Source organism: Micromonospora sp. WMMD1120 (assembly GCF_029626235.1).
Classification (GTDB): Bacteria; Actinomycetota; Actinomycetes; order Mycobacteriales; family Micromonosporaceae; genus Micromonospora.
The window spans coordinates 501,107-525,353 of record NZ_JARUBO010000005.1; the positions used below are offsets into that span (position 1 = coordinate 501,107).

Sequence of the window (24,247 nt, forward strand, 5' to 3'; positions counted from 1 at the left end):
CCTAATCGCGGGTTAGGAGGGGCCCCTCGGCAACCACTCTAGGCGCTGCCGAGGGGGCCTCTCCTCAGCTCAGGGCAGGGTCCACTTCTGGTTTGCGGCACCGCTGACGCAGGTCCACAGGTGGACCACGGTGCTGTCGGCGGAGTTGTTGCCGGAGACGTCCAGGCACTTGCCGGACGCCGCGCTGCGCAGCGTGCCGTCGGCCTGGGCCGTCCAGTTCTGCGCGGCCGTACCGTTGCAGGTCCAGAGCTGGATCTTGGTGCCGTCCGCGGTCCCGGCGCCGGAGACGTCCAGGCACTTGCCCAACGATTTGATCGTGGAGTTGGGGGTGACCGCCCAGGTCTGCGCCGCGCTGCCGTTGCAGGTGTAGATCTGGATCTGCGTGCCGTCGGCGGTGGCCGCGTTGCGGACGTCCAGGCACTTGCCGCCCAGACCCTTGATCGGGCCGGTCCCGCCACCACCGGTGGAGGTGCCGGTGACGAAGGTGAAGGCGTCCAGGTCGAAGAGCGCCCCGGTGCCCGAGCCGGCGAACGTCAGGTAGAGCGTGGTGGTGCCGGTCGGCGGGTTGCTGATCGTCCCGGTGACGGTGGTGAAGGTTTCCCAGCCGCCGGTCACCGGGACCGGGGCCGAGCCGAGCACCGTGCCGGTGGCCGAGCCGGCCCGGACCTGGAGGGTGCCGCCGGCGCCCGCCGAGGAGACCCGGGCGGTGAACGACGTCACGTTGCCCAACCGGTACGGCTGGAACGCGATCCAGTCACCGTTGTTGATGTCGCCGACGGTCTTGCCACCCTCGGCCGGGGTCTTGCTGAACACGTTGATCCCGGACGAGGTGCCGTAGAACTCGGCCTGCCGGTGGCGCGGCGGCAGCGTGTGCTGGGTGTGCGTGGTCAGCCCGCCGGCGTCGGTGTACTCCGCGTCGAAGATCGCGAAGATGTTCGCCGCGTCGTCGTGCTCGCCGTCGACCGGGATGGTGATCGAGCCCGAGCAGCCGGTCTTCGAGGTGATCTGGTGTCCGTGCTGGTCGTGGCCGAGCACGTAGGTCATCTTGACCTTCGTGCAGTCGATGGTGCCGTCCTCCGGGTCGGTCACCGTGATGCTGTACGGCACCGTGTCGCCGAAGCCGAAGAGCTGGCCGTTGCCCGGGTTGTTGATCGTGACCGTGGGCGCGGTGTTGCCGACGTTGATCCGTACGCTGCTGCTGCCGGTGGCCCCCTGCGGGTCGCGGACCGTCAGCGTGGCCGTGTAGGTGCCGTTCGAGGTGTACGTCTTCGTCGGGTTGGCCGCCGTCGAGGTGGTCCCGTCGCCGAAGGCCCACGAGTAGGTCAGCGTGCCGCCCTCGGGGTCGGACGAGCCGGCCGAGGAGAAGGTGACCGCGAGCGGGGCCGCCCCCGAGGTGCGGTTGGCGCTGGCCACCGCGGTGGGCGCCCGGTTGCCGCCACCGACGTAGTCGAAGCGGTAGAGCGCCGAGTTGGCGTCACCGTTGAAGTAGCCGGTGCCGTAGTCGAGCACGTAGTAGGCGCCGTCCGGGCCGAACGCCGAGTCCATCACCTGCTTGCCGACCCAGGGGAAGGTGTCGATGGCGCCCCGGGAGCCGTCGGAGTTGACGTGGATCGGCTTGATCCAACCCCGGCCGAACTCGGTGGCGAAGAACTGGCCGTCGAAGGACTGCGGGAACTTCGTGGTGGAGGTCGACGAGGCGTTGTACCGGTAGACCGGGCCGCCCATCGGCGACTCGGAGCCGCCGCCGAACTCGGTCGGGGTGCCGGCGTCACCGGCGTACCGGATCCAGGCCGGTTGGGCCGGCGGCAGGGTGGTCCGGCCGGTGTTGCGGAACGAGTTGTTGGTCGGCCCGCCGGTGCAGTTGTACTTCGCCCCGCTGGTGTTGGTGGCGAAGTCCCACTCGTTGTACGTCTCGGTGGTGGTGTTGGTGCCGGTGCAGTACGGCCAGCCGTAGTTGCCCGGCGCGGCGACCCTGTTGAACTCCACCTGGCCGGACGGCCCGCGGGTGGAGCTGGTGGAGCCGGCGTCCGGCCCGTAGTCGCCGACGTAGACGACACCGGTGGCCTTGTCCACGCTGATCCGGAACGGGTTGCGGAAGCCCATCGCGTAGATCTCCGGGCGCGTCTGGGCGGTGCCGGGGGCGAACAGGTTGCCGGACGGGATGGAGTACGTCCCGTTCGCGTTCACCTTGATCCGCAGGATCTTGCCGCGCAGGTCGTTGGTGTTGCCGGCGCTGCGCTGGGCGTCGTACGCCGGGTTGCGGTTGGTCCGCTCGTCCAGCGGCGAGTAGCCGGCGGACTCGAACGGGTTGGTGTCGTCACCGGTCGACAGGTAGAGGTTGCCGGCGGCGTCGAAGTCGATGTCCCCACCGACGTGGCAGCACATGCCCCGGTTGGCCGGGACGTCGAGCACGTCGACCTTGCTGGACTGGTTGAGCGTGAAGTCGGAGTTCAGCGTGAACCGGGAGAGGCGGTTCACCCCGTTCCAGGCGGAGAAGTCGGTGCCGGTGGCGGGCGCGTCGCCGCTGGGTGTGGAGAGCGGCGGGGCGTAGTAGAGGTAGATCTGCCGGTTGCTGGCGAAGCCGGGGTCGACCCCGACGCCCTGCAACCCCTCCTCGTCGTGCGTGTAGACCGGGAGGGTGCCGATCACCGAGGTGGTGCCGCCCGCGTCGGTACGACGCAGGGTGCCGTTGCGGGCGGTGTGCAGGACCGACCGGTCCGGCAGCACCGCCAACGACATCGGCTCACCCATGTCGTTGACGCCGCGGGCCAGCTCGACCTGCTGGAAGTCGCTGGCGACGATGGTGTGCGCCTGCGCGGGCGCCGAGCCGGCGGCCAGCGCGACGCTGCCGGCGGTGACCGCCAGCAGCAGCGCTGATCCGGCTGAGGACCACCTTCGGGATCGACGCGTGGGAGCGTCCTTCATGGACATCTGTGCTGCCCCTTCCTGACGATGGACTGCCAGGCCGGGCGCGCGCCGTCGCGCCGGATGCCGTAGCGGTGGGTGGTGGGGGTCGATGGGTTACCGCGCCGCCGGTTCACCTCGACGAAACAATGTCGTGTTGGTCACGACACTAAATAACGAGTGTCGATGTGTCCATACCTTCCGGCGACCCAGCATCAACTTTCGTCGATTTGATCGAAAGTCGCCGGTCAGGCGCGGCGGTCGATGGCCTGTTCGGCCAGCGCGACAAGCGCCGCGCGCGCCTCGTCGGCCACCGCCGCGTTCTTCAGCGCGGCGAGCGCGGCCTCGGTCCGGACCCTGATCATCTGTTCGATCCGCTCCCGGGCGCCGGTCGCGTCGATGATCCCGCGCAGTTCCGCGGCGCCCTCGGCGTCCAACGCCGGGTTGCCGAACAGCTCCCGCAGCCGGATCGTCTGCGGCCGGTCGGCGGCGCTGCGGGCCAGCGCCATCATCACCGTGGGCTTGCCCTCCCGCAGGTCGTCGAGGATCGACTTGCCGGTGACCGCCGGGTCGCCGAAGACGCCCAGCACGTCGTCGCGGAGCTGGAACGCGTCGCCCAGCGGGTCACCGAACTCGCCGAGCGCGTCTATCAGCTCCGGCTCCGCGCCGGCCAGGGCCGCGCCGATCTGCAACGGTCGGGTGACCGTGTACCGGGCCGCCTTCATCCGGATCACGGTGAGCGCGCTCGCCACCGAACCGTCGCCCACACCGGAGACCAGGTCCAGGTACTCCCCCGCGATCACCTCGGTGCGCATCAGGGCGAACACGCTGTATCCCCGGTGCACCTCCTCGGTGCTCAGCCCGCACTCGTGGAACATCTGGTCCGACCAGGCGGCGCAGAGGTCGCCGCAGAGCAGCGCGGTGTTGCGGCCGTACGCCTCGGGGTCGCCCCGCCAGGACGAGCGGGTGTGCAGGTCGGCGAAGAGCCGGTGCACCGACGGCTCGCCCCGGCGGCGGTCGCTGCCGTCCAGGATGTCGTCGTGGATCAGCGCGAACGCGTGGAACAGCTCCAGCGCCGCGGCGGCCACCACGATCGGGGTGCCGTCGGCCGCTCCCGCGCCGCGCCAGCCCCAGTAGCAGAACAGCGGCCGGATCCGCTTGCCACCGGCCAGCACGAACCGCTGCAACGCGGTGAACACCCCGCGCGGCGCGCCGTCCGGCCAGTCCGGGCCCTGCCGGTCGAGGAACCCGGCCAGCTCGGCGTCGAAGCGCGCCCGCAGCTCACTCGCGTCGGTCGCCGCGACGGTGAGCGTCATCCCCGCTCCCCCGAGCCGTCCGCACCACCGGCGCCCAGGCCGGCCAGCTCCAGCAGCAGGGCCTTGACCTCGGTTGCCGCGATCCGGTCCCGGGCCGCCGTCGGGTCGGAGCAGAGCAGCACCGGTGCGTCCGCCGGGTCGTCCGGCAGCCGGCCGTGCGAGCCCCGCACCGCCCGCGCGCCGGCGTCCAGGCCGACAGCGCTCATCAGGTACCGCATGCCCAGCTTCTTGCGGGCCAGCGCCACACCGGCACGAGTCTTCGCCGCACCGGGGTTGGCCGGATCGAAGAACAGCTCGGCGGGGTCGTAACCCGGCTTCCGATGAATCTCCACGAGTCGGGCGAAGTCCGGTGCCCGGTCGTCGTCCAGCCAGTAGTAGTAGGTGAACCAGGCGTCCGGCTCGGCCACCAGCACCAGTTCACCGGCGCGCGGGTGGTCCAATCCGTGCGCGGCCTTGCCGTCGGCGTCGAGCACCTCGGCCACCCCGGGCAGGCCGGCGCAGAGCTTCGCCACCGCCGGCACGTCGGCCGGGTCCCTGACGTAGACGTGCGCGACCTGGTGGTCGGCGACGGCGAACGCCTTCGACGTCCACGGGTCGAGGTATTCCATACCGGCCTGGGTGTGCACCCGCAACAGCCCCTCGGAGCGCAGCAACCGGTTGACGTCCACCGGCCGGGACACGTCGGTGATGCCGTACTCGGAGAGCACCACCACAGTGGCGTCCCGGGCCCGGGCGGCGTCCAGCAGCGGACCGAGCACCGCGTCCAGCTCGGCCGCCGCGGCTGCGGCCTGGGGTGACGACGGGCCGAACCGTTGCAGGTCGTAGTCGAGGTGCGGGACGTAGACAAGGGTCAGGTCCGGTGACACGTCCGCCAGTAGCTGCTCGGCCGCCTGACAGATCCACTTCGACGACGGCAGACCGGCGGTCGGCCCCCAGTAGGTGAACAGCGGGAACGTGCCGAGCCGCCCGGTCAGGGCGTCGTGCAGCTCCGGCGGGTCGGTGTAGCAGTCGGGCTCCTTGCGGCCGTCGGCGTAGTACACCGGGCGGGGGGTGACGGTCCAGTTGACGTCCGCGCCCATCGCGTACCACCAGCAGACGTTCGCCACCGTGTAGCCCGGCTCGGCCCGGCGGGCCGCGTGCCAGAGCTTGTCCCCGCCGACGAGCGCGTTGTGCTGCCGCCACAGCAGCACCTCGCCCAACTCCCGGAAATACCACCCGTTACCGACGATGCCGTGCCCGCTGGGCGGCTCACCGGTGAGGAAGGTGGACTGCACCGAGCAGGTCACCGCCGGCAGCACCGTGCCCAGCTCGGCCCGGAAACCGCCGTCGGCGACGCCGCGCAGTCGGGGCATGTGCTTCAGCAGTCGCGGGGTCAACCCCACCACGTCGAGGACCACCAGTCGCCGGCTCATCGCGTCACCCCCATGCTCACGGTTCGGTCAACGGTCAGCCCGAGGCCGACCAGTTCGTCGCGCGCGAAGGCCAGCTCGGCGGCGATGCCGGCGGCCAGCTCCGCGTCGGTGCCGGGCCGCCGTGCGGCCGGCAGCACCCCCCAGGTGTACGTCTCGACGTCGAGGTGGTCGCAGCCCGCGTCCGGCCCGTCGAAGAGCGCTCTCAGAGCCGCGCGGAGCACCGGTAGTGTCGAGCCGAGCGGTTCCTCGGGTGGCGCGTGCAGCGGCACGTGGTAGTGCACCCGCCACGGTCCGGGCAGGGCCCGGTCCAGCGCCTCGTCCAGGTCGTCGGCGGCGTACGCCGGGTCGGCCGGGTCACCCGGACCGGCACAGCCGGCGCCCCGGGTCTGGTGCAGGAAGCGCGGCTCCACCCAACGGCGCAACGCCTCCGCCCCGCCCGCCGGGTCGGCGGCCTCCACCGCGGCGGAGACCTGCACCTTCACCACCGGCAGCCCGGCCGCCCGCAGTCGGCCCAGCGCCTCGGCCGGGTCCTCCCACGCGCACGCCAGGTGGGCCAGGTCGAGACAGATCCCCAGCCGGTCGGTGTCCATCCCGGACAGCAACGCGGCCGCCTGGCTGCTGCTCTCCACCACACACCCGGGCTCCGGCTCGAAGGCCACCCGCACCTCGCGGCCGGTGTCCCGCCGCACCCCGGCGAGACCGGCGGCGAGCTGGTCCAGCCGGCGGCGGGCCGCGTCCGCCATGTCGGCGTCCCACGGCTGCCGCCAGGCCAGCGGCAGGGTGGAGATGGAGCCCCGGGCGGCGTCGTCGGGCAGCAGGTCGGCGAGCACCCGGGCCAGATCCAGGGTGTACGTCAGGCGCTGCTCGGTGGTCCAGTCCGGGTGGTACACGTCCTGCTTGACCACCGGGGCCTGGAAGGCCGCGTACGGGAAGCCGTTGAGGGTGACCACCTCCAGACCGCGCGCGTCCAGCTCGGCGCGCAGCCGGCGGCGCAGCGTCGCGTCGGCGGCCAGCTCGGCGGCGACCGGGGCGGCCAGCCACAGCCCCAGCCCGAGCAGGTCGCTGCCGAGCGCCGCGCGGACCGGCACGGCGTAGGTGTCCAGTTGCCGCAGGATGCCGGCGAGGTCCTCGGCCGGGTGCACGTTCGTGCAGTAGCCGAGGTGGACGGTCTCGCCGCCGGCATGCCGCAGCCGCATCAGCTACCGCCGCGCAGGATCGAGTTGCCGGTCTGCGGGTCCACCGCTGCGGGGTCCTCCAGGTCGCTGAGGTCGAGCCGCCCGGACTGCCCGTAGAACTCCACCGGGTTGCGCCACAGCACGGTGTCGACGTCGTCGTTACTGAAGCCGGCCGCCAGCATCGCCTCGCCGGTGGCCCGGGTCAGCAGCGGGTCCGAGCGCCCCCAGTCGGCCGCCGAGTTGACGAGCATCCGCTCGGTGCCGTACTCGCGCAGCAGCTCGACCATCCGCTGCGGCGTCATCTTGGTGTCCGGGTAGATGGAGAAGCCCATCCAGCAGCCGCTGTCCTTGACGAGCTTGACGGTCACCTCGTTGAGGTGGTCGACCACCACGCGGCCCGCGTCGATGCCGGACTCGGCGACCACGGCGAGGGTGCGCTCGCAGCCGCGCGCCTTGTCCCGGTGCGGGGTGTGCACCAGCGCCGGCAGGTCGTACGCCACGGCGAGGGCGAGCTGCGCGGCGAACGCCTCGTCCTCCTCCGGCGTCATCGAGTCGTACCCGATCTCGCCGACCGCCACGACCGCGTCCTTGTCCAGGTAGCGGGGCAGCAGGTCCAGCACCGGCCGGCAGCGCGGGTCGTTGGCCTCCTTCGGGTTGAGCGCGATGGTGGCGAAGTGGCGCACCCCGAACTGCCCGGCCCGGAACGGCTCCCAGCCGATCAGCGAGTCGAAGTAGTCGACGAACGACGCGGCGCTGGTGCGCGGCTGCCCCAACCAGAACGCCGGCTCCACCAGCGCGCGTACGCCGGCGGCGGCCATCCGTTCGTAGTCGTCGGTGGTGCGCGAGGTCATGTGGATGTGGGGGTCGAAGATGCGCATTCACGCCTCCCGGGGCGATGCGGCGGTGAGCCGGTGGAGCAGGGCGGTGGCGTCGGCGGGCAGGTCCCGGCCGGCGGCGTGTCGTTCGGCGGCCAACGCGGCGAGCATGGTGGCCAGTTCCCCGTCGGCCCGGGTGTCCAGGTCGGCCACCGCGGCGAGCGGGACGCCGCTGAACACGCACTTGAGCACCGCCTGCCGCCAGGCGGCCGGGTCGAGGTGTTCCGCGTAGGGGCCGAGCGCGGCCGCGACCAGCCGGGTGTCGTTGGTCCGGATCGCGTCGTGCAGCAGCGGCACCGCCTCGGCGCCGATCGGCAGCAGCGGCAGGGCCCGCAGCACGGCGCGCTTCTCGGCCGCGTCCCCGTGCTGGTAGAGGTTCTGGGCGTACTCGGCGTGGTCGCCGGGCAGGCTGGTCAGCAGCAGCACCCGGGCGGCGTCGTCGGCGGTCCAGCCGGGGGCGTCGGGCAGCGCGGCCCGACCGCACTTCCGGCCGGCGGCGGGAAAGAGCCGGGTGATCGCCGTGGGCTCGGTCGCGACCCGGCGCACTGCCGTGTCCAGCCAGTCGGGATCGGGTACGCCTCGCAGCGCGGCCCGTAGTGAATCCGGTGTCATCCCGTCTCCTCCCCTTGTGCGTGCTGCTCGCGGTGGCCAGCCACCCGCCCTTTGCTCTGCACCTACATGTGCGCCGGGGTCCCGTCGGCGGCCGGCGCGCCGGCGGGCGGCGCGCCGGCGGGCGGCGTGTGGGCCGCGGACGCATCGGCGGCCGGCGCATCGGCGGCCGGCGCATCGGTGGGTGCAGAGCAAAGGGTGTGGTCACTGCGGCCGGCGGTGGCTGCGGCGGCACGCAGGAACTCGATCGACCGGGCGGCCACGGCCGGCGCGGCGTGCGAGTCGCGGGGCAGCTCCACCGCGACCAGCCCCCGGTAGCCGGCGGTCGCCAGGGCGGCCAGCACCGGCGGGAAGTCGATCTCGCCGACGCCGAACTCCAGGTGCTCGTGCACGCCCCGGCGCATGTCGTCGATCTGGACGTTGACCAGGTGCTCGGCAACCTCGGCGACGCACTGCGGCACCGGCCACGGCTCCAGGCAGCGGCAGTGGCCGATGTCGAGGGTGATGCCGAAGCGCGCCGGAGCGTCCAGGGCGGCGTACAGCCGACGCCAGTCCGCGATGTCCTGCACGAGCATGCCCGGCTCCGGTTCGAAGCCGACAGTGACGCCGGCGGCGTCGGCCGCGTCGACGACGGTGGCGCAGCCGGCCACCAGCCGGTCCCAGGCACACTGCGGGGACACCGTCTCGGGTCGGACGCCGGCCCAGAAGGAGACCGCCTCCGCGCCCAGTTCGGCGCCGATGCGCACGGCCCGGCGCAGGAACTCGATCCGCCGGGTCGGGTCGTCGTGCAGCAGCGTCGGCGCGTGCTTCTGCCACGGGTCGAGCAGGTAGCGGGCCCCGGTCTCGATCACCACGGCGAGGCCCAGCTCGCTCAGCCGGCGACCCACAGCGGCGACCCGGCGGGTCAGCCCGGGGGCGAACGGGTCCAGGTGGTCGTGGTCCAGGGTGAGCGCCACCCCGTCGTAGCCGAGGTCGGCCAGGACGGCGAGCGCGTCGTCGAGACGGTGGTTGGCGAAGCCGTTGGTGCCGTACCCGAGGCGCAGCGTCGCGGCGTCGGCGGCGCGGGGCGCGGGGACGCTCATGTCGGGGAGACTTTCCGGGCCAGCCGCCGGCCCAGCGGCGCGGCGGCCGCGACGGCCAACCCGAGCAGACCGGCGCCGCCGCGTGCGGTGAGCGCTCCCTGGAGGGCGGGCAGCCCGGTGATGCCGGCGCCGACGGCGGCGCGGACCCGACCGGCGGACGGGTCCCGGACCACCTCCGCCTGCGCCGCGCCGTAGCGGGCGGCGTACCAACCGGCCAGCACGGCCGGCAGCACCGTCGCGATCCCGGCGGACCTCGTCGCGTGCCCACCGACCCCGTCGACGGCCCCGGCCCGGTCGGTGCCGCCGGCACGCTCGGCCGCCACGCGCCGGGCGCGCGGCACGGCGACGGCGGCGCTGGCGGCGACCACCACGGTGCCGGCGAGGGTGCGCTTCGGCAGGGTGGTGTCGGCCCCACTGACCTCGCGCCGGGACAGCGCGGTGACCGTCCAGGTGTGCGCGGCGACGGTGGCCGCCGCCGGCAACGCCCTGGCCCACCGGCCACCGGACGCGCCGAGCAGCACGTCCAGCCCTCGACAGGCCGCCATCACGGCCGGGCCGGCAGCGGTGTTCTTGGCCAGCAGGTCGTACCCCCAGATGCTGGCGGCCAGCGGCACGGCGAGCGCGGCGGCGCGGCGACCGCCCACGGCGGTGGCCAGGCCCACGCCGGCGGCCGTGAGCCCCGCCGCCAGGCCGACGGCGGCGGCCGGGCTGATCCGACCGCTGGGGATCGGCCGCTCCGGCCGCTCCACGGCGTCCAGCCGCCGGTCGGACCAGTCGTTGGCGGCCATGCCGGCCCAGTAGAGCAGCACCGACGCGCCGGCCAGGGCGGGGGTACGGGGACCGAGCGCACCGGCAGCCGCCGCCCCGGCGATCACGTCGCCGGGGACGGAGAGCGCGGCCGGAGCCCGGACCAGCTCGGCGACGTCAGCCAGCGTGGCCATCGGCACCGTCCCGGCCCTCGTGCAGTTGCCGGGCGAACGCGGTCAGCCGCGCCCACTGCTCGCCCAGCGAGTGGGTGGGCGAGCCGAGCGGGTCCTTGAAGAAGAAGCCGAGGTCGGCGAGCGGCCCCACCCGCCCGGCCGCGTGCGCGGCGGCGGTGAGCCGGGCCAGGTCGAGCACCAGCGGCGCGGCCAGCGCGGAGTCGCAGCCGTGCCAGGTGAACTCCATCCGCATGCCGGTGCCGAGGAAGCCGGAGAAGGTGATCAAATCCCAGGCGGTCTTGAAGTCGCCCAGCTCCTCGACGAACTCGATGCGGGTGCCGCCCTGCGGGACGTAGCCCAGCGTCTCGCCGAGCACCCGCTGCTTGCTCTGCACCTTCGCCGCGTTGGCGGCCGGGTCGGCGAGCGTGGCGCCGTCGCCACCACCGAGCAGGTTGACCCCGGACCAGGAGCCCACGGTCAGGTTGCGCATCGCGAACATCGGCGCGAGCACCGACTTGACCAGGGTCTCCCCGGTCTTGCCGTCGTGCCCGGCGTACGGCAGGCGGGCCTCCTCGGCCAGCGCGGCCAGCGCCGGCAGCCGCAGCCCGGTGGACGGGGTGAAGTCGACGTACGGGCAGCCGGCCAGCAGAGCCGCATAGGCGTAGAGGGAGCTGACCGGCAGCACCTCGTCCGGCCCGTCGAGGGCGGCGCGCAGCGCGGCCGGGTCGGCGTGCCCGGGGTGCGGTAGCGGGGCGGGCTCGGTGGCGGAGACGTTCACCACCACCACCCGGTCCAGCCCGTGCCGCTCGCGGAAGCTGGTGAGGTCGCGGACCACGGCGGCGGCCCGGTCGGCCTGGGTGACGCCGGTCGGCGCGGGCCGCAGCTCCTGGTCGACGGTGACCAGCTCGTCCCGGAGCGCGGCGACCAGTCGCCAGGGGATGACACCCGCGTCGGCAAGCGCCTCGGCGCGCTTGCACAGCGGGGTGGTGGCCAGGTCGTGCCCGCCGAAGACCAGGTCGGCGAAGGCCGGTAGCGCGGGGCCGCGCAGCTCGGGCAGCTCGGTGACGCAGCCGGTGGGCCCGGCCAGGCCGGCTCGCAACGCGAGCCCCCCGACGATGCTGGTGGTCGCGACGGAACCGCGCGCCCCTACCAGCCAGACACCTGTTCGCATGGTGCTCCTTCCCCGTTCACGAGGAACCGTCGGTACCGCCAAATATAGGAATATCAGAATATGTTTCGGAAAGATACGGCCTGGTTTCGGAAACACAGGCCGGGTGGATAGGCCCCGTCCGCCCGTCCGTACCGGAACGGCACCGGGTTCCGACGTCGGCGTCGGCGGCGACGACGCCGGACCGATCCCCGGTACGGGTGTGGGCAGACGGGGCTGGTAGGCAGGGTCGGGTCGGCGTCTCGACCCTGCCTCCCCCGCATCCGACCAGCCGGGGCGTTGGGGCTGCCCCGACCGGGCGTCTCAGGTCACCGCGCCACGGCGAGCGGTGCCGTCAGTCTTTCGGTGTCCACCGGTTGGTGGCGGTCCTCCGGTGCGGCCGGGGAATCCCGGTCCGGTCGCACCGGACGACCGTCCTGCTCGTGCGCCACCGGGCCGTACGGCCCGGCCGCACGCTCTCCGACGCCGACCTCTGTCCCGGCCACGGGGCGCAATCCGTGGTCGGTCCCTCGCCGGTCGGCTCCGGGAAGCTGGTCGGGCGGCGGCGGTTCGGACACCGCCGTCGCGGATGGTCAGAAGGTCAGGCGACCGCCGCGCTCAGCGCCGGTTCCACCTCGGCCCAGGAAGAGCCGAGCTCCGCCGAGCGGGCCACCGCGTCCAGCACCAGCTGGACCTGCAACGCGTCGGCGAACGACGGAGTCGGGTCGACGCCGGTGGCGACCGCCTCGATGAAGTCGCGCATCTCGTGCGTGAACGAGTGCTCGTAGCCGATGATGTGGCCCGGCGGCCACCACGCCGACATGTACGGGTGCTCGCCCTCGGTCACCAGGATGCGACTGAAGCCCTGCTCGGCCGCCGGTCGGGTGGCGTCGTAGAACTCCAGCTCGTTGAGGCGCTCGAGGTCGAAGACCACGCTGCCCAGCGAGCCGTTGATCTCGACACGCAGGCCGTTCTTCCGGCCGGTGGCGAACCGGCTCGCCTCGTACGTGGCCAGCGCGCCACCGTCCAGCCGGGCCACGAAGACCGCGGCGTCGTCGACGGTGACCGGCCCGGTGGGGGCGCTGCCGCCGTCCACCGTCGCCGCCAGACCGCTCGACTCGGCCGGCAACGGCCGCTCCTTGACGAAGGTCTCGGTGATCGCGCTGACCCCGCTGATCCGCTGGCCGGTGACGTACTGGGTCAGATCGATGATGTGGGCACCGATGTCACCGAGCGCGCCGGAGCCCGCCCTGTCCTTCTGGAGGCGCCAGACCAGCGGGAACTGCGGGTCCACGATCCAATCCTGGAGGTACGTCGCACGGACGTGTCGAATCACCCCGAGTCGTCCGTCGGCCACCAACTGGCGCATCATCGTGACCGCGGGGACCCGGCGGTAGTTGAACCCGCACATCGACCGGACTCCGGCGGCCCGGGCGGCGTCCGCCGCGGCGGTCATCGCCCGAGCCTCCTCCACAGTGTTTGCCAGCGGCTTCTCACACAGGACGTGCTTGCCGGCGGCCAACGCGGCGAGGGCGATCTCGGCGTGACTGTCGCCCGGGGTGCAGATGTCGACAACGTCGATGTCGTCCCGGTTGATCAGGTCACGCCAGTCCGTGGTGTACGCGTCCCAGCCGAGCGTGTCGGCGGCCTCGGCCACCTTCGCGGTGTCTCGGCCGCAGATCAGCGCCATCCGGGCCCGCGCCGGCACGTCGAACACGCGGTTCACGGTGCGCCACGCCTGCGAGTGCGCGGCGCCCATGAACGCGTAGCCGACCATGCCGATCCGCAGTTCTTTGTCTGTCGTGGACAAGGTGGGTCTCCCCCCGGTATGTCAGAACCCGAGCTTGTCGTAGCTGCTCGCGTTCTCCTTGGTGATCGTCTCCGAGGCCAGGGTCACTTCCTTGGGCACCTGGAGCTCCGTCAGGTCGCCCAGGCCCCGACCCTGCGCGATGAGCCGCGCGAGCGAGATCGCCGAGGAGGCCATCGACGGGTTGTAGGTGACCGTCGCCTTGAGCACGCTGTTGTCTGCCTTGATCGCGTCGATCGCGAGCTTGGAGCCCGCGCCGCCGACCATGAAGAACTCCGACCGGTTGGCCTGCTTGATGGCGGCCAGCACGCCGATGCCCTGGTCGTCGTCGTGGTTCCAGATGGCGTCGATCTTCGGCAGCGCCTGGAGGAGCTGCGCCGCCTCGCGCTGGCCGCTGTCCGAGGTGAACTCGGCCGAACGCCGGTTGGCCACCTTGAACCCGTACGTCGCCAGGGCGGCGTTGAAGCCAGTGGTGCGCTCGACGGTCAGCGGGATCTCCAGACCGGCGATCTCACCGATGACCGGGTTGGTGACGCCCTTGTCCTTGAGCATCTTGCCGATGAAGTGGCCGGCGGCGACGCCCATGCCGTAGTTGTCACCCTTGATCACCAGCCGAGAGGCCAGCGCGTCCGGGAAGACCCGGTCGAGGTTGACGATCGGGATGCCCGCCTGCATCGCCTGGAGGGCAACCGCGTTGACCTCCTTGCCGTCGTGCGGCAGCACGACGATGATGTCCGGCTTCTGGGCGATCAGCGTGCCGAGCGTGGAGCGCTGGGCCTCGGAGCTCGAGCCACCGTCGACCTCCTTGAACTCCACGTCCGAGTAGGCGGCGGCCTGCGCCTTGGCGTTGGCGTGGATGGCGCCCATCCAGCCGTGGTCGGCGGCCGGGGCGGAGAAGCCGATGACGACCTTCTTGCCCGGGGCGTTGTTGCCCTCGCCGCCGCCCGCGGCCTTGGTCTGGGTGCTGGCGGCCGGAGTCTCGTTGCTGGTGCAGGCGGTCAGCAGGGTGGCGGCGCCAACTGCGGCTCCACCGAAGAGCAACCGGCGGCGCGACACGTCGCGACTGTGCTGGGTCATGAACGACCTCCTGGGAGCGGTATCTGTCTGAATGAGGGTGTGCGGGGCCCTGCCCACGTCGAAAGTCTCGACGTGGCCAGGGACATCGGTGCGGTGCGTCAGGCGGTGGTGACCCTGTTCCGCGCGAGGAGCCGAGTGACGGACTTGTACTGGAACTGCTGGATCAGGACGGCGGCGACGATGATGCCGCCCTTGACCATGTTCTGCGCCTCGATGGAGAGGCCGTTGATGGCGAAGAGGTTCGTGATCGTGGCGAAGATGATGACGCCGAGCAGCGAGCCGACGATCGTGCCCCGACCACCGCTGAGCAGCGTCCCGCCGATGATCGCGGCGGCGATCGCGTCCAACTCGTACAGGTTGGCCATCGCCGCCTGGGCCGAGGTGGCCTGCGAGGTGAGCATGATGGCCGCGATGCCGCAGCAGAGGCCGGAGAGCGCGTAGAGCAGCATGGTGTGCCGCTTGACATTGATGCCGGCCAGCCGCGCCGCCTCCGGGTTGCCGCCGACGGCGATGGTGCGGCGGCCGAAGGTCGTCCGGTTGAGCATGATCCAGCCGGCCAGCACCACAGCGCCGAGGATGTAGACGAGGATCGGAATCCCCAGCACCTTGCGGGCCGCGATGTCGTTGATGAACGTGCTGGTGGAGACCTGGGTCTGCTTGTTCGAGATCGAGGCCGCGAGGCCGCGGGCGGCCACCAGCATCGCGAGCGTCGCGATGAACGGCACCAACCTGCCGTACGAGATGAGCACGCCGTTGACCAGGCCGACGCAGAGACCGACAGCGAGGGCGGTGAAGATCATGCCGCCGGCGCCGTAGCTCTGGGTGGCGACGGTGGTGCACCAGACGCCGGCCAGCGCGACGATCGCCCCGACCGACAGGTCGATGCCGCCCCCGATGATCACGAAGGTCATCCCGACGGTGACCACGCCGACGACCGAGGCGAGTTGAAGGATGGCCAGGACGTTGTTCCAGACCCAGTTCGGGTCGCCGTACAGGTCGGGCTTGGTGATCGCGCCGACCACGACGAGCGCGGCGAGCACCCCGATCAGGCCGAGGTTTCGCTTCGCGCCGTCGCCGCCGTCGCCCCGCCACCAGGAGAGCCGGCCCGCGCCCGCCGCCTTGTCGCTGGCAGCCGCCGTCTCCGCCGGGTCCACCGGCGGTGACTGCGGCGGAAGCTGCGGGCGCTCCGGTGTCGCGGTGGGAGTGGGAGTCGCGTCGCTCATGCCGGTGCGCCTTCCATCAAGGACCCCGCCATCACGAGGTCAAGCACAGTGTTCTCATCGAGTTCGCCGGCCGCGGCCTCGCGGACGACCCGCCCTTCCCGCATCACCAGCACCCGGTCGGCCAGGCCCAGCACCTCGGGCACCTCGCTGGAGACCAGCAGCACCCCGACGCCCTGGGCGGCCAACGAGCGGATGACCTGGTAAAGCTCGGCCCGCGCGCCCACGTCCACACCGCGGGTGGGCTCGTCGAGCAGCAACAACTTGGTGCCGCCGAGCAGCCAGCGCCCGACCACCACCTTCTGCTGGTTTCCGCCGGACAGGGTGCGTACCGGCCGGTCGACGTCCCGGGGACGCAGCTCCAGGGTCTCGGCGATCCGGTCCGCCTCGGCGCGTTCCTTGGCGGCGTCGGTGAAGCCGAGCCGCGCGTACCGGCCGAAGGTGGCCAGCGTGACGTTGCGGTAGATCGGCTCGCCGAGCAGCAACGCCTGGCTCTTGCGCTCCTCCGGGGCCATGCCCATGCCGGCCCGGACCGCCGCGCCGACGCCGGGCCGCAGCACCTTGCCGTCCATCCGGACCGTGCCGGCCTCCGGCAGTCGGGCGCCGTAGATGGTCTCCAGCAGCTCGGAACGGCCCGAGCCGACCAGACCCGCGATGCCGACGATCTCCCCGGCCCGCACGGTCAGCGAGACGTCGGCGAACTCGCCGGTCCGGGTCAGCCCCTCGACCTGGAGCAGATCGGCGCCCGCGGTGTCGTCGGCCGGACGGTCCGGGAAGACGTACTCGATGGTCCGGCCGGTCATCCGGCTGACCAGGTCGCGGGTCGGGGTGTCGCGCGCCGGCAGGTTCGCCGCCGTGGTCCGGCCGTCCTTGAGTACGGTGACCCGGTCGCCGATCTCGCGGATCTCCTCGAGTCGGTGCGAGATGTAGATGACGGCGATGCCCTGCGCGGTCAGCTCCCGGATGATCCGGAACAGGTTCTCGACCTCGTCGTGGGCCAGCACCGCGCTCGGCTCGTCCATGATGATCAGTCGCGCCTCGTGCGACAGCGCGCGGGCCATGCTGACGATCTGCTTGCCGGCCGCCGGCAGCGAGCGGACCATCCGACCCGGCGGGATCTCACCGTGGCCGAGCCGACCGAGGATCTGCCGGGTGTGCCGCGCCATGCTGCCGCGCCGGACGAACCCGAAGCGGCGGTACTCGTGACCGAGGAAGGCGTTCTCCGCCACCGACAGGTCCTCGACGAGGTCCAACTCCTGGTAGATGGTGGCGATGCCGGCCCTCATCGCGGCCTGCGGGTTGGCAAAGGTGGCCGGCTCGCCGCACCACTCCACCAGCCCGGAGTCCGGTTGGTGCACCCCGGCGAGCACCTTGATCAGGGTGGACTTGCCGGCGCCGTTCTGCCCGAGCAGGCAGTGCACCTCGCCGGCACGCACCTCCAACTGCACGCCGTCGAGCGCGCGTACACCGGGGAAGGTCTTGACCACATCGGTGAGGCGCAGGACCACCTCGCCCGCGACGGTGTCGGCGGGAGCCTCGACCAGCGGTGCCTCGGCGACGGCCTCGGCCGACGCGGTGGCGGGGTCATCCTCGGGCAGAGCCACAGTCTCCTCCTCGCTCACGACGGATCTCGGTCAGCCGCACGACGGCCCCACTCATGACGCCTCCCCGAAGGCGACGTCGCTGGCGAGCACGGCGGCGCCGGCGACACCGGCCCGGCCACCCAGTTCGGACAGCACCACGGGCAGGTTGCCGGTGGCCAGGGGTAGCGACCGGCGGTAGACCACACTGCGGATCTCGGCGAGCAGGATGTGCCCCAGTTGGGCCAGCCCGCCGCCGATCACGATCATCGACGGGTTGGTGAAGCTGACCAGGCCGGCGAGCACCCCGCCGACCCGCCGTCCGCCGTCGCGGATCAGCTGGATGCAGGTCACGTCGCCCTCGACGGCGCCCTCGGCGACGTCCTGGGCGGTCACCGCGCCGCGCACTGCCAGCCGCTCGGCGAGCGCCGGCGACGCCCCGCTGCGCGCGGCGGCGAGCGCGTCCTTGGCCAGCGCGGCGCCGCTGAACAACGCCTCCAGGCAGCCGATGTTGCCGCAGGAGCACATCGGACCGTGCGAGTCGACCTGGATGTGGCCGATGTCGCCGGCGCAGCCGTCGGTGCCCCGGTAGACCTCGCCGGTGAGGTAGATGCCGCACCCGATGCCGGTGCCGATCTTCACGAAGAGGAAGTCGTCCACCGAGTGGGCGACCCCACCGTGCCGCTCACCGATCGCCATGATGTTGACGTCGTTGTCGACCACCGCCGGGCAGCCGTGCTCACGGCTGAGCAGCTCGCGCACGGGGAACCGGTCCCACCCCGGCATGATCGGCGGCGAGACCGGGACGCCGTCGCGGAAGCTGACCGGTCCGGGCACGCCGATGCCGACCGCGTCCAGTCGCTCGTACGCGCCGTCGACGCGGGCCTTGTGCAGCAACTCGTTGACCCGTTGCAGGGTCACCTTGGGTCCGTTGCGGATGTCGGCGGCCTCGGCGTAGTAGGCGACCGGCTCCAGCCGGCCGTTGACCACCTCGACGTCGATCGAGCTGGCGCCGAGGTCGACTGCGGCGAAGCGGAGCTGCGGGTTCAGCTCGACGAGCGTCGAGCGTCGCCCGCCCCGGGACGCGGCGAGCCCGGCCTCGGCGACATAGCCCAGCGCGACCAGACGATCAAGCTCGGCCAGCATCCGGGGGCGCGGCATCTGGAGACGGTCGCCCAGCTCGGCGCGGGACACGGCGCCCTCGTCGCGGAGCAGCCGCAGCAGTCGCACGTGCAGGGGGTCGACCGTCCGCACCGGAGCCCCCTCTGAATTGGCATCGTTCACATCGACGCAATGCCGATGTGTTGTGTCCGACACAGTAGAAGCGCTCCACGGCACCTGTCCAGAGCTTCGACCGTTCCGAGGCCAACTTTTGTCCGAAAGAACAAAAGCTACTAGTTGATCAAGGAAAGGTTCACTGGCTGCCCGCGCGCGCTCGCGAGCAGTTTCATCGACGGACGCGAAAAACGCCCCACCAGCGGAGACCGTCCGGTGGGGCGTTTCGGGTGCGGTGCCGCGGTCAGCGGCGAGCGGCGGAGTTGCGCTTCTTGCGGAGCTTGCGGTCGTCGCGCAGCTCGACGTACGGCTCGTCGTCCGCCGGGTGGCCGGCCGAGATCGCGCGACTGCGCTCCAACTCCGCGTCGAACTCGGCGCCGAGCAGGATCGCGATGTTGCTCAGCCAGAGCCAGATCAGGAAGATGATGACGCCGGCCAGCGTCCCGTACGTCTTGTTGTACGAGCCGAAGTTGCTCACGTAGAACGCGAACAGGCCGGAGATCACCAGCCAGATCACCACGGCCAGCACGCCGCCGGGGCTGACCCAGCGGAAGCCGCCGTGTCGCGCGTTCGGCGACGCCCAGTAGAGGATCGCGAACATCAGGCTGACCAGGACCAGCAGCACCGGCCACTTCGCGACGTCCCACACCGCCACCGCCGTCGAGCCGACGCCGATCACGTCGCCGACCGATTCGGCGAGACGACCGGTGAACACCACGATCACCGCGCTGGCCAGCAGCAGCACCCCGATCACGGCGGTCACGCCGAGGCGGATCGGCAGGGTCTTCCAGATCGGCCGCCCCTCCGGCACGTCGTAGATCGTGTTCGAGGCACGCATGAACGCACCGACGTAGCCGGACGCGGACCAGAACGCCGCGACCAGACCGAGGATCGCGGCGATGCTCGCCAGGCCGCCGTTGCGGTCCGCGGTGTCGATCGCGTCGGTGATGATCTGCCGGATGTTGCCCTCCGGGACCGCCTGGTTGACGGTGTCCGTCACGCCCTGGGTGGCGCTCTCCCCGAGCAGGCCGAGCAGGGAGATCAGCACCAGCACGCCGGGGAAGATGGAGAGCACCCCGTAGTAGGTGAGCGCCGCCGCCCAGTCGGTCAGACTGTCGTCCTGGAATTCGGTGACCGTCCGGCGCAGCGCCGCCTTCCAACCACTGCCGGGCAGGTCGGTGGGGCTGTCCGGCCCCGCGTCCGGCCCGACCGGGCCGACCGCGCCGGCCTGGTCACGCTCACGCTCCCGCTGGGCGGAAGACTCGTCCGAGGCCATCGCCCCTCCTCATCGTCGGCGGTGTCACCTGCGGACATGCCCCGTCGACGGGCCCGGATAACCCCTACGTGTAGAGCAACCTGCCCATCCGGCGGGAGGCCACCAGCAGACCGACCGCCATCATCGCCAGCAGGTAGAGCACGTCGAGCAGCCAGAGCCAGCCGCCGGCGCCCAACGTGACCCCGCGGATCAGGTGCACCGACCGGTACAGCGGGGTGACCTCGACCAGCCAGTGCAGCACCGCCGGGTACGCCTGGGCCGGCACGAACGTGCCGGAGAAGAAGAAGAGGGTGAACTGGGCCGACCCCACCAGGTCGAAGTCCTGCCACGAGCGCATGACGGTGGCCACCGCCATGCCGAGCGCGCCGAACGAGAAGCCGACGAGCACCGCCGCCGGAAGCGCGGCCAGGGCCCGTGGCACGGTGGTCAGGTCGAGCGCGATCATCACGGCGAGGAACGCCGCCGAGTACGCGCTGCCGCGCAGCATCGCCCAGCCCAACTCACCCAGGGCGATCTCGATCGGCCGGACGGGGGTGGCGATCATCCCGTCGTACAGCTTCATGTACTTCATCTTGCCGAAGAAATTGAACGTGGTCTCCGAGATCGCCCCGGTCATCGCCGACGACGCCAGCATCGCCGGGGCCACGAACTCGGCGTACGGGACCAGCCGCCCGTCGGGCAGCGGCAGCTCACCGACGAGCGCGCCGACGCCCACCCCGATGGAGAGGAGATAGAGCAGCGGCTCCACGAAGCCGGAGAGCAGCAACAGCCAGTAGACCGACTTCAACGCCGTGACGTTGCGCTCCAGCACCGACGCCGATCGGCGGGACGCGCCGGAGACGTCGACCAGCCGGGGTAGCAGCAGCGTGACCACGCGATCTCCTAGACGACGAGCTTGCGACGGAAGGCGCGCAGCGCCAGCAGCCACCCGGCGACCGCCCAGGCCGCCAGGTAGAGCAGGTGCCCGACGATCGACCACTGCGGGGCGACCCCGAGCGTGGCAGCCCGGCACAGGTCGACGGCGTGCCACAGCGGCGTCGCATAGGCCAGCCAACGCAACCCTTCGGGCAACGACTCGACCGGGAAGAACACCCCGGCGAACAGGCTCATCGGGATGACCGCGAAGCGGAACAGCATGGCCAGCCAGTTGTCACTGGGCACCGACGCCGCGTACGCGAAGGTCGGCGCACCGACGGCCAGCCCGAGCAACGCCACCACCGGCAGGGTCAACACCGCCCAGGGCGACGCCAGCGCCCCGAACAACCCGGTGACCAGCAGGAACACCGCGATCGTGGTGAGCACCCGGAACAGCACGAAGGCCAGGTGCCCGGCCAGGATGTCGCCGACCCGCAACGGCGACGCGGTCTGCGCGAAGTAGGTCTTGACCCACTGGAAGTTGCTGAACACCGGCCAGGTCGAGTCACCCACGGTCACCTGGAGAGCGGTCGAGGCGATCAACCCCGGGACCAGCCACTGGAGATAGGGCACCCCGTCGACACCCTGGTCGATGTAACCCCCGACACCCACGCCGAACCCGAGCACCGTCAGCACCGGCAGCAGGAACGACGAGAAGACCCCCGCCCGCCAGGTGCGCCGCAGCCCGACCAGGTAGTGCTCGAACACCGCCCACGCCGGCAGCCACGGCGACCCGGGCCGCTCCCGGCTCCGGGCCGCTCCCACCACGCTCACGCGCGACCACCTCCGCCCGACCGTCCGACCACGACCTGTCTACCCCTGAGGTACGACAGCCGCGACCCGGTTTCGGCCGCGCCCGCCGTGATCAACTCGGTTTTCCGGGAAGTCGGGGTATCAACCGCTGACGGATGCCCCAACTTCCTGCACGTCGAGTGGATCACCCGCTGGCGGCGCTCTCGGCGGACCGGCGCAGGGCCGCGCGGGTCCGTCGAGTCGCGCACTGCCGCCAGATCAACTCGGCTTTCCGGAAACCGGGGTGTCCCGGTCCCGCAGACACCCCGGTTTGCAGGAAGCCGAGTGGACCTTGGCGCGCTGGCCGAGGGGTCCGACCGTGCGACCGACCGGCCACCTAACCGGCACCGGCACCGAGCCTGACGAACGCGCGCCACGCCTCGGGCGCGAAGACCAGCACCGGACCGTCCGGGTCCTTCGAGTCACGAACGGCCACCACTCCCGGGAGGTTGTCGGCAACCTCCACACAGTTGCCACCGTCCGGACCGCTACGACTGCTCCTGCGCCACCGGGCGCCGATCAGATCCATGTCTCTGCCACTTCCGCCATCAGATCGAGGGACTGTCCGTGCGATAGTGCCTCACCCCGGATCGACTCCCATACCTCGACCATCTGCCGGACGTACTCGGCCCGGTCGATGACCTGCCCGTGTCGCTGGCCAGCGAGGTAGACCAGGTCCTCCCCCGGTGGCGACGTCGCGATCACGAAGGGTCCTCCGAGCCCGGCGTAAGCACCGGCAGAGGTCGGCACCACCTGGATTCGCACCCGCGGAAACACCGAACCGAGTTTCACGAGATGCTGAACCTGCTCGCGCATCACCTCCGGCCCACCGACATCACGGCGCAGCACGTGCTCGTCGATCACGGCGGTGATCAGCGGCGGCCGCTCGCGGGCGAGCAGTGTCTGCCGGTCCAGCCTGGTCGCCACATGTTGCTCGACTTCGTCCGGCGCGAACAACCCGCCACCGGTCAACAGTGCGCGGGCGTAGCCTTCGGTCTGCACCAGACCTGGCACACACAGCGGCTCGAACCAACGCAGGGCTGTGCTCTCCTGCTCGATGCCGGCCCAGTCGCGGAACCACGGCACTACTGCCTCGCGGCTGATCCGCCGTTGGATGCGTTCGAACCGGCCGTCGGCACCGAACACCACGTCACACCGGCGCGCGAAGTCCAGGCTCGGCCGACGCTCGGAGGTCTCCACCTTGGCGACCAGCGCACCCGAGTAGCTCAACGCCTCGGCGAGCGCCGCCTGTGACATGCCACTGGCGGCACGGGCGAGCCGTAGTTCCTCGGCGAAGTGCTCCAGCATGGACGAACTCTCCACGGACAACCTCCGTACATCGTCGTACCGTGCCGGGCCGACCGCCGGACGCGCTGGTCGTCGGCGTGCGGGACCTCCCACCGTAGTCGGATCATCAGCAGACTGTCACGCAGCGGAACCGCTCACGGGATCGGACGACGGGCGGAACCAGGCCGGGAGCGCCCCGTGACCCCCGATCCGGGGCGCTCCCCATCCAATCCGCCCGGCCCGCCGACTGGCAGCAATGGGAGGTGTCCATGCCCCGCTACCGCCCGCACGTGGCGGCGCGCCCGTCGTGGCGCTGCCGGGTCTGCGGGGCCGCCTGGCCGTGCTCGCCGGCTCGCCTGGCGCTGCTCGGCGAGTACCGGGAGAACCGGACCGGCCTGCTCGTCTACCTCGCCACGCTGCTCGACGAGGCGACCGGGGACCTCCCCGGCGTCGACCCGCTGACCGACCGCTTCCTCACCTGGGCCAGAACCCGATGAGCGCCGACGAGTCGCTGCGACACAAGGAGATCTTGGACAGTTTCCGTCACGTGATGACGGAAACTGTCCAAGATCTCGAGATCGTGCGAGGACGGGGGGGCCGGACCGCGTCGTTGGCTGGATCGGCCGCGTCGGGGCCGTATCAGTCGACCAGGGTTCGGCCGGTCAGGTGCAGGAAGACATCCTCCAGGCTGCTGCGCCGCACCAGGACGTTCGCCGGCTGCAACCCCAGGGCGGCCACCTGCGCGACCGCCACGTCGCCATCGGCCACGTAGAGCAGGACCCGGTCGGGCAGCACCTCGACCCGCTCCCCCAGACCGTCGAGCTTGGCGGCGAACGGCTCCTGCGACTCGGCGGCGAACCGTAGCTCGACCACCTCGCGGGTGGAGTGCCGCTCGATCAGCGCTCGGGGGGAGCCCTCCGCGACGATCCGCCCGCCGTCCATCACCACCAGCCGGTCGCAGAGCTGCTCGGCCTCGTCCATGTAGTGCGTGGTGAGCACCAGTGTGACGCCCTGCTGCTTCAGTCGGAACAGCCGCTCCCACACCAGGTGCCGGGCCTGCGGATCGAGCCCGGTGGTCGGCTCGTCGAGCAGCACGATCTCCGGGTCGTTGACCAGGGCGCGGGCGATGGTCAGCCGGCGCTTCATGCCGCCGGAGAGCGGGTCGACCTTGCTGTTGGCCCGCTCGCTGAGCTGGACGAAGTCGAGCAGCTCGTCGGCGCGTGCCCGCGCCGCCCGGCGCGGAATGCCGAAGTAGCGGGCGTAGACGGTCAGATTCTCCCGGACGGTCAGCTCCGGGTCGAGGTTGTCGAGCTGCGGGCAGACCCCGAGGCGGGCCCGGATCGCCGGCCCGTCGGCCACCGGGTCCAGGCCGAGGATGCGCAGCTCACCGGCGGTGGGTGGGGAGATGCAGCCGACCATCCGCATGGTGGAGGACTTGCCCGCGCCGTTCGGCCCGAGGAAACCGAACGCCTCACCCGCCCGCACCTCGACGTCGATGCCGTCCACGGCGGTGAAGTCATCGAAGCGCTTCACCAGCCCGCGCGCCTGAATCAGTGCTCGCCCCGCAGTCATCGCCCG

The 24,247-nt window shown here is 71.7% G+C and carries 22 protein-coding genes; 1 reads left to right on the forward strand and 21 read right to left on the reverse strand.

Translation table 11 applies throughout. The annotated features are described in order from the left end of the window. Window positions 1–69 precede the first annotated feature (69 nt). From O7634_RS02405 to O7634_RS02500, 20 genes are all read right to left on the reverse strand, one after another. Window positions 70–2,931 carry a PQQ-dependent sugar dehydrogenase gene (locus O7634_RS02405; RefSeq protein WP_278148539.1) on the reverse strand — a complete coding sequence of 954 codons (2,862 nt, stop codon included), beginning with the start codon at window positions 2,929–2,931 and terminating at the stop codon, window positions 70–72. 221 nt (window positions 2,932–3,152) lie between these two features. Continuing rightward, entirely contained in the window at window positions 3,153–4,220 is a 1,068-nt protein-coding gene (locus tag O7634_RS02410) for a polyprenyl synthetase family protein (RefSeq protein WP_278148540.1), read from the reverse strand. Beyond that, complete coding sequence (locus tag O7634_RS02415) at window positions 4,217–5,632, reverse strand: nucleotide pyrophosphatase/phosphodiesterase family protein (protein ID WP_278148541.1); 1,416 nt, start codon at window positions 5,630–5,632, stop codon at window positions 4,217–4,219. The genes O7634_RS02410 and O7634_RS02415 overlap by 4 nt, the downstream gene beginning before the upstream one ends. After that, the gene (eboE, locus tag O7634_RS02420; RefSeq protein ID WP_278148542.1) at window positions 5,629–6,828 is read right to left on the reverse strand and encodes a metabolite traffic protein EboE; all 1,200 of its coding nucleotides are present in this window, start codon (window positions 6,826–6,828) and stop codon (window positions 5,629–5,631) included. Before eboE ends, O7634_RS02415 begins: the two co-directional genes overlap by 4 nt. Further along, the gene (locus O7634_RS02425) at window positions 6,828–7,685 is read right to left on the reverse strand and encodes a TatD family hydrolase (RefSeq protein ID WP_278148543.1); all 858 of its coding nucleotides are present in this window, start codon (window positions 7,683–7,685) and stop codon (window positions 6,828–6,830) included. The genes eboE and O7634_RS02425 overlap by 1 nt, the downstream gene beginning before the upstream one ends. Then, the gene (locus O7634_RS02430; RefSeq protein ID WP_278148544.1) at window positions 7,686–8,294 is read right to left on the reverse strand and encodes an EboA domain-containing protein; all 609 of its coding nucleotides are present in this window, start codon (window positions 8,292–8,294) and stop codon (window positions 7,686–7,688) included. It abuts the gene before it with no gap. 62 nt (window positions 8,295–8,356) lie between these two features. Continuing rightward, entirely contained in the window at window positions 8,357–9,373 is a 1,017-nt protein-coding gene (locus O7634_RS02435) for a sugar phosphate isomerase/epimerase family protein (protein ID WP_278148545.1), read from the reverse strand. Further along, the gene (locus O7634_RS02440) at window positions 9,370–10,314 is read right to left on the reverse strand and encodes an SCO3242 family prenyltransferase (RefSeq protein WP_278148546.1); all 945 of its coding nucleotides are present in this window, start codon (window positions 10,312–10,314) and stop codon (window positions 9,370–9,372) included. Before O7634_RS02440 ends, O7634_RS02435 begins: the two co-directional genes overlap by 4 nt. Beyond that, entirely contained in the window at window positions 10,298–11,464 is a 1,167-nt protein-coding gene (locus O7634_RS02445; protein WP_278148547.1) for an inositol-3-phosphate synthase, read from the reverse strand. Before O7634_RS02445 ends, O7634_RS02440 begins: the two co-directional genes overlap by 17 nt. Window positions 11,465–11,769: 305 nt before the next feature. Further along, window positions 11,770–11,946, reverse strand: a complete 177-nt coding sequence (locus tag O7634_RS02450) for a hypothetical protein (RefSeq protein WP_278148548.1) — start codon at window positions 11,944–11,946, stop codon at window positions 11,770–11,772. A gap of 95 nt (window positions 11,947–12,041) precedes the next feature. Beyond that, window positions 12,042–13,250, reverse strand: coding sequence for a Gfo/Idh/MocA family oxidoreductase (locus O7634_RS02455; RefSeq protein ID WP_278148549.1), 1,209 nt, complete (start codon window positions 13,248–13,250; stop codon window positions 12,042–12,044). 21 nt (window positions 13,251–13,271) lie between these two features. After that, complete coding sequence (locus O7634_RS02460) at window positions 13,272–14,324, reverse strand: substrate-binding domain-containing protein (RefSeq protein ID WP_278148550.1); 1,053 nt, start codon at window positions 14,322–14,324, stop codon at window positions 13,272–13,274. Between the two features lie 98 nt (window positions 14,325–14,422). After that, the gene (locus O7634_RS02465; RefSeq protein WP_278148551.1) at window positions 14,423–15,547 is read right to left on the reverse strand and encodes an ABC transporter permease; all 1,125 of its coding nucleotides are present in this window, start codon (window positions 15,545–15,547) and stop codon (window positions 14,423–14,425) included. Further along, window positions 15,544–17,052: a sugar ABC transporter ATP-binding protein gene (locus O7634_RS02470; protein WP_278153843.1), complete on the reverse strand. Its 1,509-nt coding sequence runs from the start codon at window positions 17,050–17,052 to the stop codon at window positions 15,544–15,546. The genes O7634_RS02465 and O7634_RS02470 overlap by 4 nt, the downstream gene beginning before the upstream one ends. Before the next feature lie 147 nt (window positions 17,053–17,199). Beyond that, window positions 17,200–18,378 carry an ROK family protein gene (locus O7634_RS02475; protein ID WP_278148552.1) on the reverse strand — a complete coding sequence of 393 codons (1,179 nt, stop codon included), beginning with the start codon at window positions 18,376–18,378 and terminating at the stop codon, window positions 17,200–17,202. A 265-nt stretch (window positions 18,379–18,643) separates the two neighbouring features. Continuing rightward, complete coding sequence (locus tag O7634_RS02480; RefSeq protein ID WP_278148553.1) at window positions 18,644–19,675, reverse strand: YihY/virulence factor BrkB family protein; 1,032 nt, start codon at window positions 19,673–19,675, stop codon at window positions 18,644–18,646. 64 nt (window positions 19,676–19,739) lie between these two features. Further along, window positions 19,740–20,549, reverse strand: coding sequence for an ABC transporter permease (locus O7634_RS02485; protein WP_278148554.1), 810 nt, complete (start codon window positions 20,547–20,549; stop codon window positions 19,740–19,742). 8 nt (window positions 20,550–20,557) lie between these two features. Continuing rightward, window positions 20,558–21,358 (reverse strand): ABC transporter permease, encoded by an 801-nt coding sequence (locus tag O7634_RS02490; RefSeq protein ID WP_278153844.1) that lies wholly within the window; start codon window positions 21,356–21,358, stop codon window positions 20,558–20,560. Between the two features lie 361 nt (window positions 21,359–21,719). Further along, window positions 21,720–21,911 carry a DUF397 domain-containing protein gene (locus O7634_RS02495; protein ID WP_278148555.1) on the reverse strand — a complete coding sequence of 64 codons (192 nt, stop codon included), beginning with the start codon at window positions 21,909–21,911 and terminating at the stop codon, window positions 21,720–21,722. After that, complete coding sequence (locus O7634_RS02500) at window positions 21,902–22,690, reverse strand: helix-turn-helix transcriptional regulator (protein ID WP_278148556.1); 789 nt, start codon at window positions 22,688–22,690, stop codon at window positions 21,902–21,904. Before O7634_RS02500 ends, O7634_RS02495 begins: the two co-directional genes overlap by 10 nt. 248 nt (window positions 22,691–22,938) lie before the next feature. Between O7634_RS02500 and O7634_RS02505 the strand changes: the two genes are divergently transcribed. Further along, window positions 22,939–23,166 carry a flavin reductase gene (locus tag O7634_RS02505; RefSeq protein WP_278148557.1) on the forward strand — a complete coding sequence of 76 codons (228 nt, stop codon included), beginning with the start codon at window positions 22,939–22,941 and terminating at the stop codon, window positions 23,164–23,166. Window positions 23,167–23,308: 142 nt separating this feature from the next. On the opposite strand, the gene O7634_RS02510 is transcribed toward O7634_RS02505, so the two are convergent. After that, window positions 23,309–24,241, reverse strand: coding sequence for an ABC transporter ATP-binding protein (locus O7634_RS02510; RefSeq protein WP_278148558.1), 933 nt, complete (start codon window positions 24,239–24,241; stop codon window positions 23,309–23,311). Window positions 24,242–24,247 lie beyond the last annotated feature (6 nt).

Coding starts and splice junctions, on each gene's coding strand:
- O7634_RS02405 (WP_278148539.1), bottom strand. CDS start 2,931: ATGTCCATGAAGGACGCTCCCACGCGTCGATCCCGAAGGTGGTCCTCA.
- O7634_RS02410 (WP_278148540.1), bottom strand. CDS start 4,220: ATGACGCTCACCGTCGCGGCGACCGACGCGAGTGAGCTGCGGGCGCGC.
- O7634_RS02415 (WP_278148541.1), bottom strand. CDS start 5,632: ATGAGCCGGCGACTGGTGGTCCTCGACGTGGTGGGGTTGACCCCGCGA.
- eboE (WP_278148542.1), bottom strand. CDS start 6,828: ATGCGGCTGCGGCATGCCGGCGGCGAGACCGTCCACCTCGGCTACTGC.
- O7634_RS02425 (WP_278148543.1), bottom strand. CDS start 7,685: ATGCGCATCTTCGACCCCCACATCCACATGACCTCGCGCACCACCGAC.
- O7634_RS02430 (WP_278148544.1), bottom strand. CDS start 8,294: ATGACACCGGATTCACTACGGGCCGCGCTGCGAGGCGTACCCGATCCC.
- O7634_RS02435 (WP_278148545.1), bottom strand. CDS start 9,373: ATGAGCGTCCCCGCGCCCCGCGCCGCCGACGCCGCGACGCTGCGCCTC.
- O7634_RS02440 (WP_278148546.1), bottom strand. CDS start 10,314: ATGGCCACGCTGGCTGACGTCGCCGAGCTGGTCCGGGCTCCGGCCGCG.
- O7634_RS02445 (WP_278148547.1), bottom strand. CDS start 11,464: ATGCGAACAGGTGTCTGGCTGGTAGGGGCGCGCGGTTCCGTCGCGACC.
- O7634_RS02460 (WP_278148550.1), bottom strand. CDS start 14,324: ATGACCCAGCACAGTCGCGACGTGTCGCGCCGCCGGTTGCTCTTCGGT.
- O7634_RS02465 (WP_278148551.1), bottom strand. CDS start 15,547: ATGAGCGACGCGACTCCCACTCCCACCGCGACACCGGAGCGCCCGCAG.
- O7634_RS02480 (WP_278148553.1), bottom strand. CDS start 19,675: ATGGCCTCGGACGAGTCTTCCGCCCAGCGGGAGCGTGAGCGTGACCAG.
- O7634_RS02495 (WP_278148555.1), bottom strand. CDS start 21,911: ATGGATCTGATCGGCGCCCGGTGGCGCAGGAGCAGTCGTAGCGGTCCG.
- O7634_RS02500 (WP_278148556.1), bottom strand. CDS start 22,690: ATGCTGGAGCACTTCGCCGAGGAACTACGGCTCGCCCGTGCCGCCAGT.
- O7634_RS02505 (WP_278148557.1), top strand. CDS start 22,939: ATGCCCCGCTACCGCCCGCACGTGGCGGCGCGCCCGTCGTGGCGCTGC.
- O7634_RS02510 (WP_278148558.1), bottom strand. CDS start 24,241: ATGACTGCGGGGCGAGCACTGATTCAGGCGCGCGGGCTGGTGAAGCGC.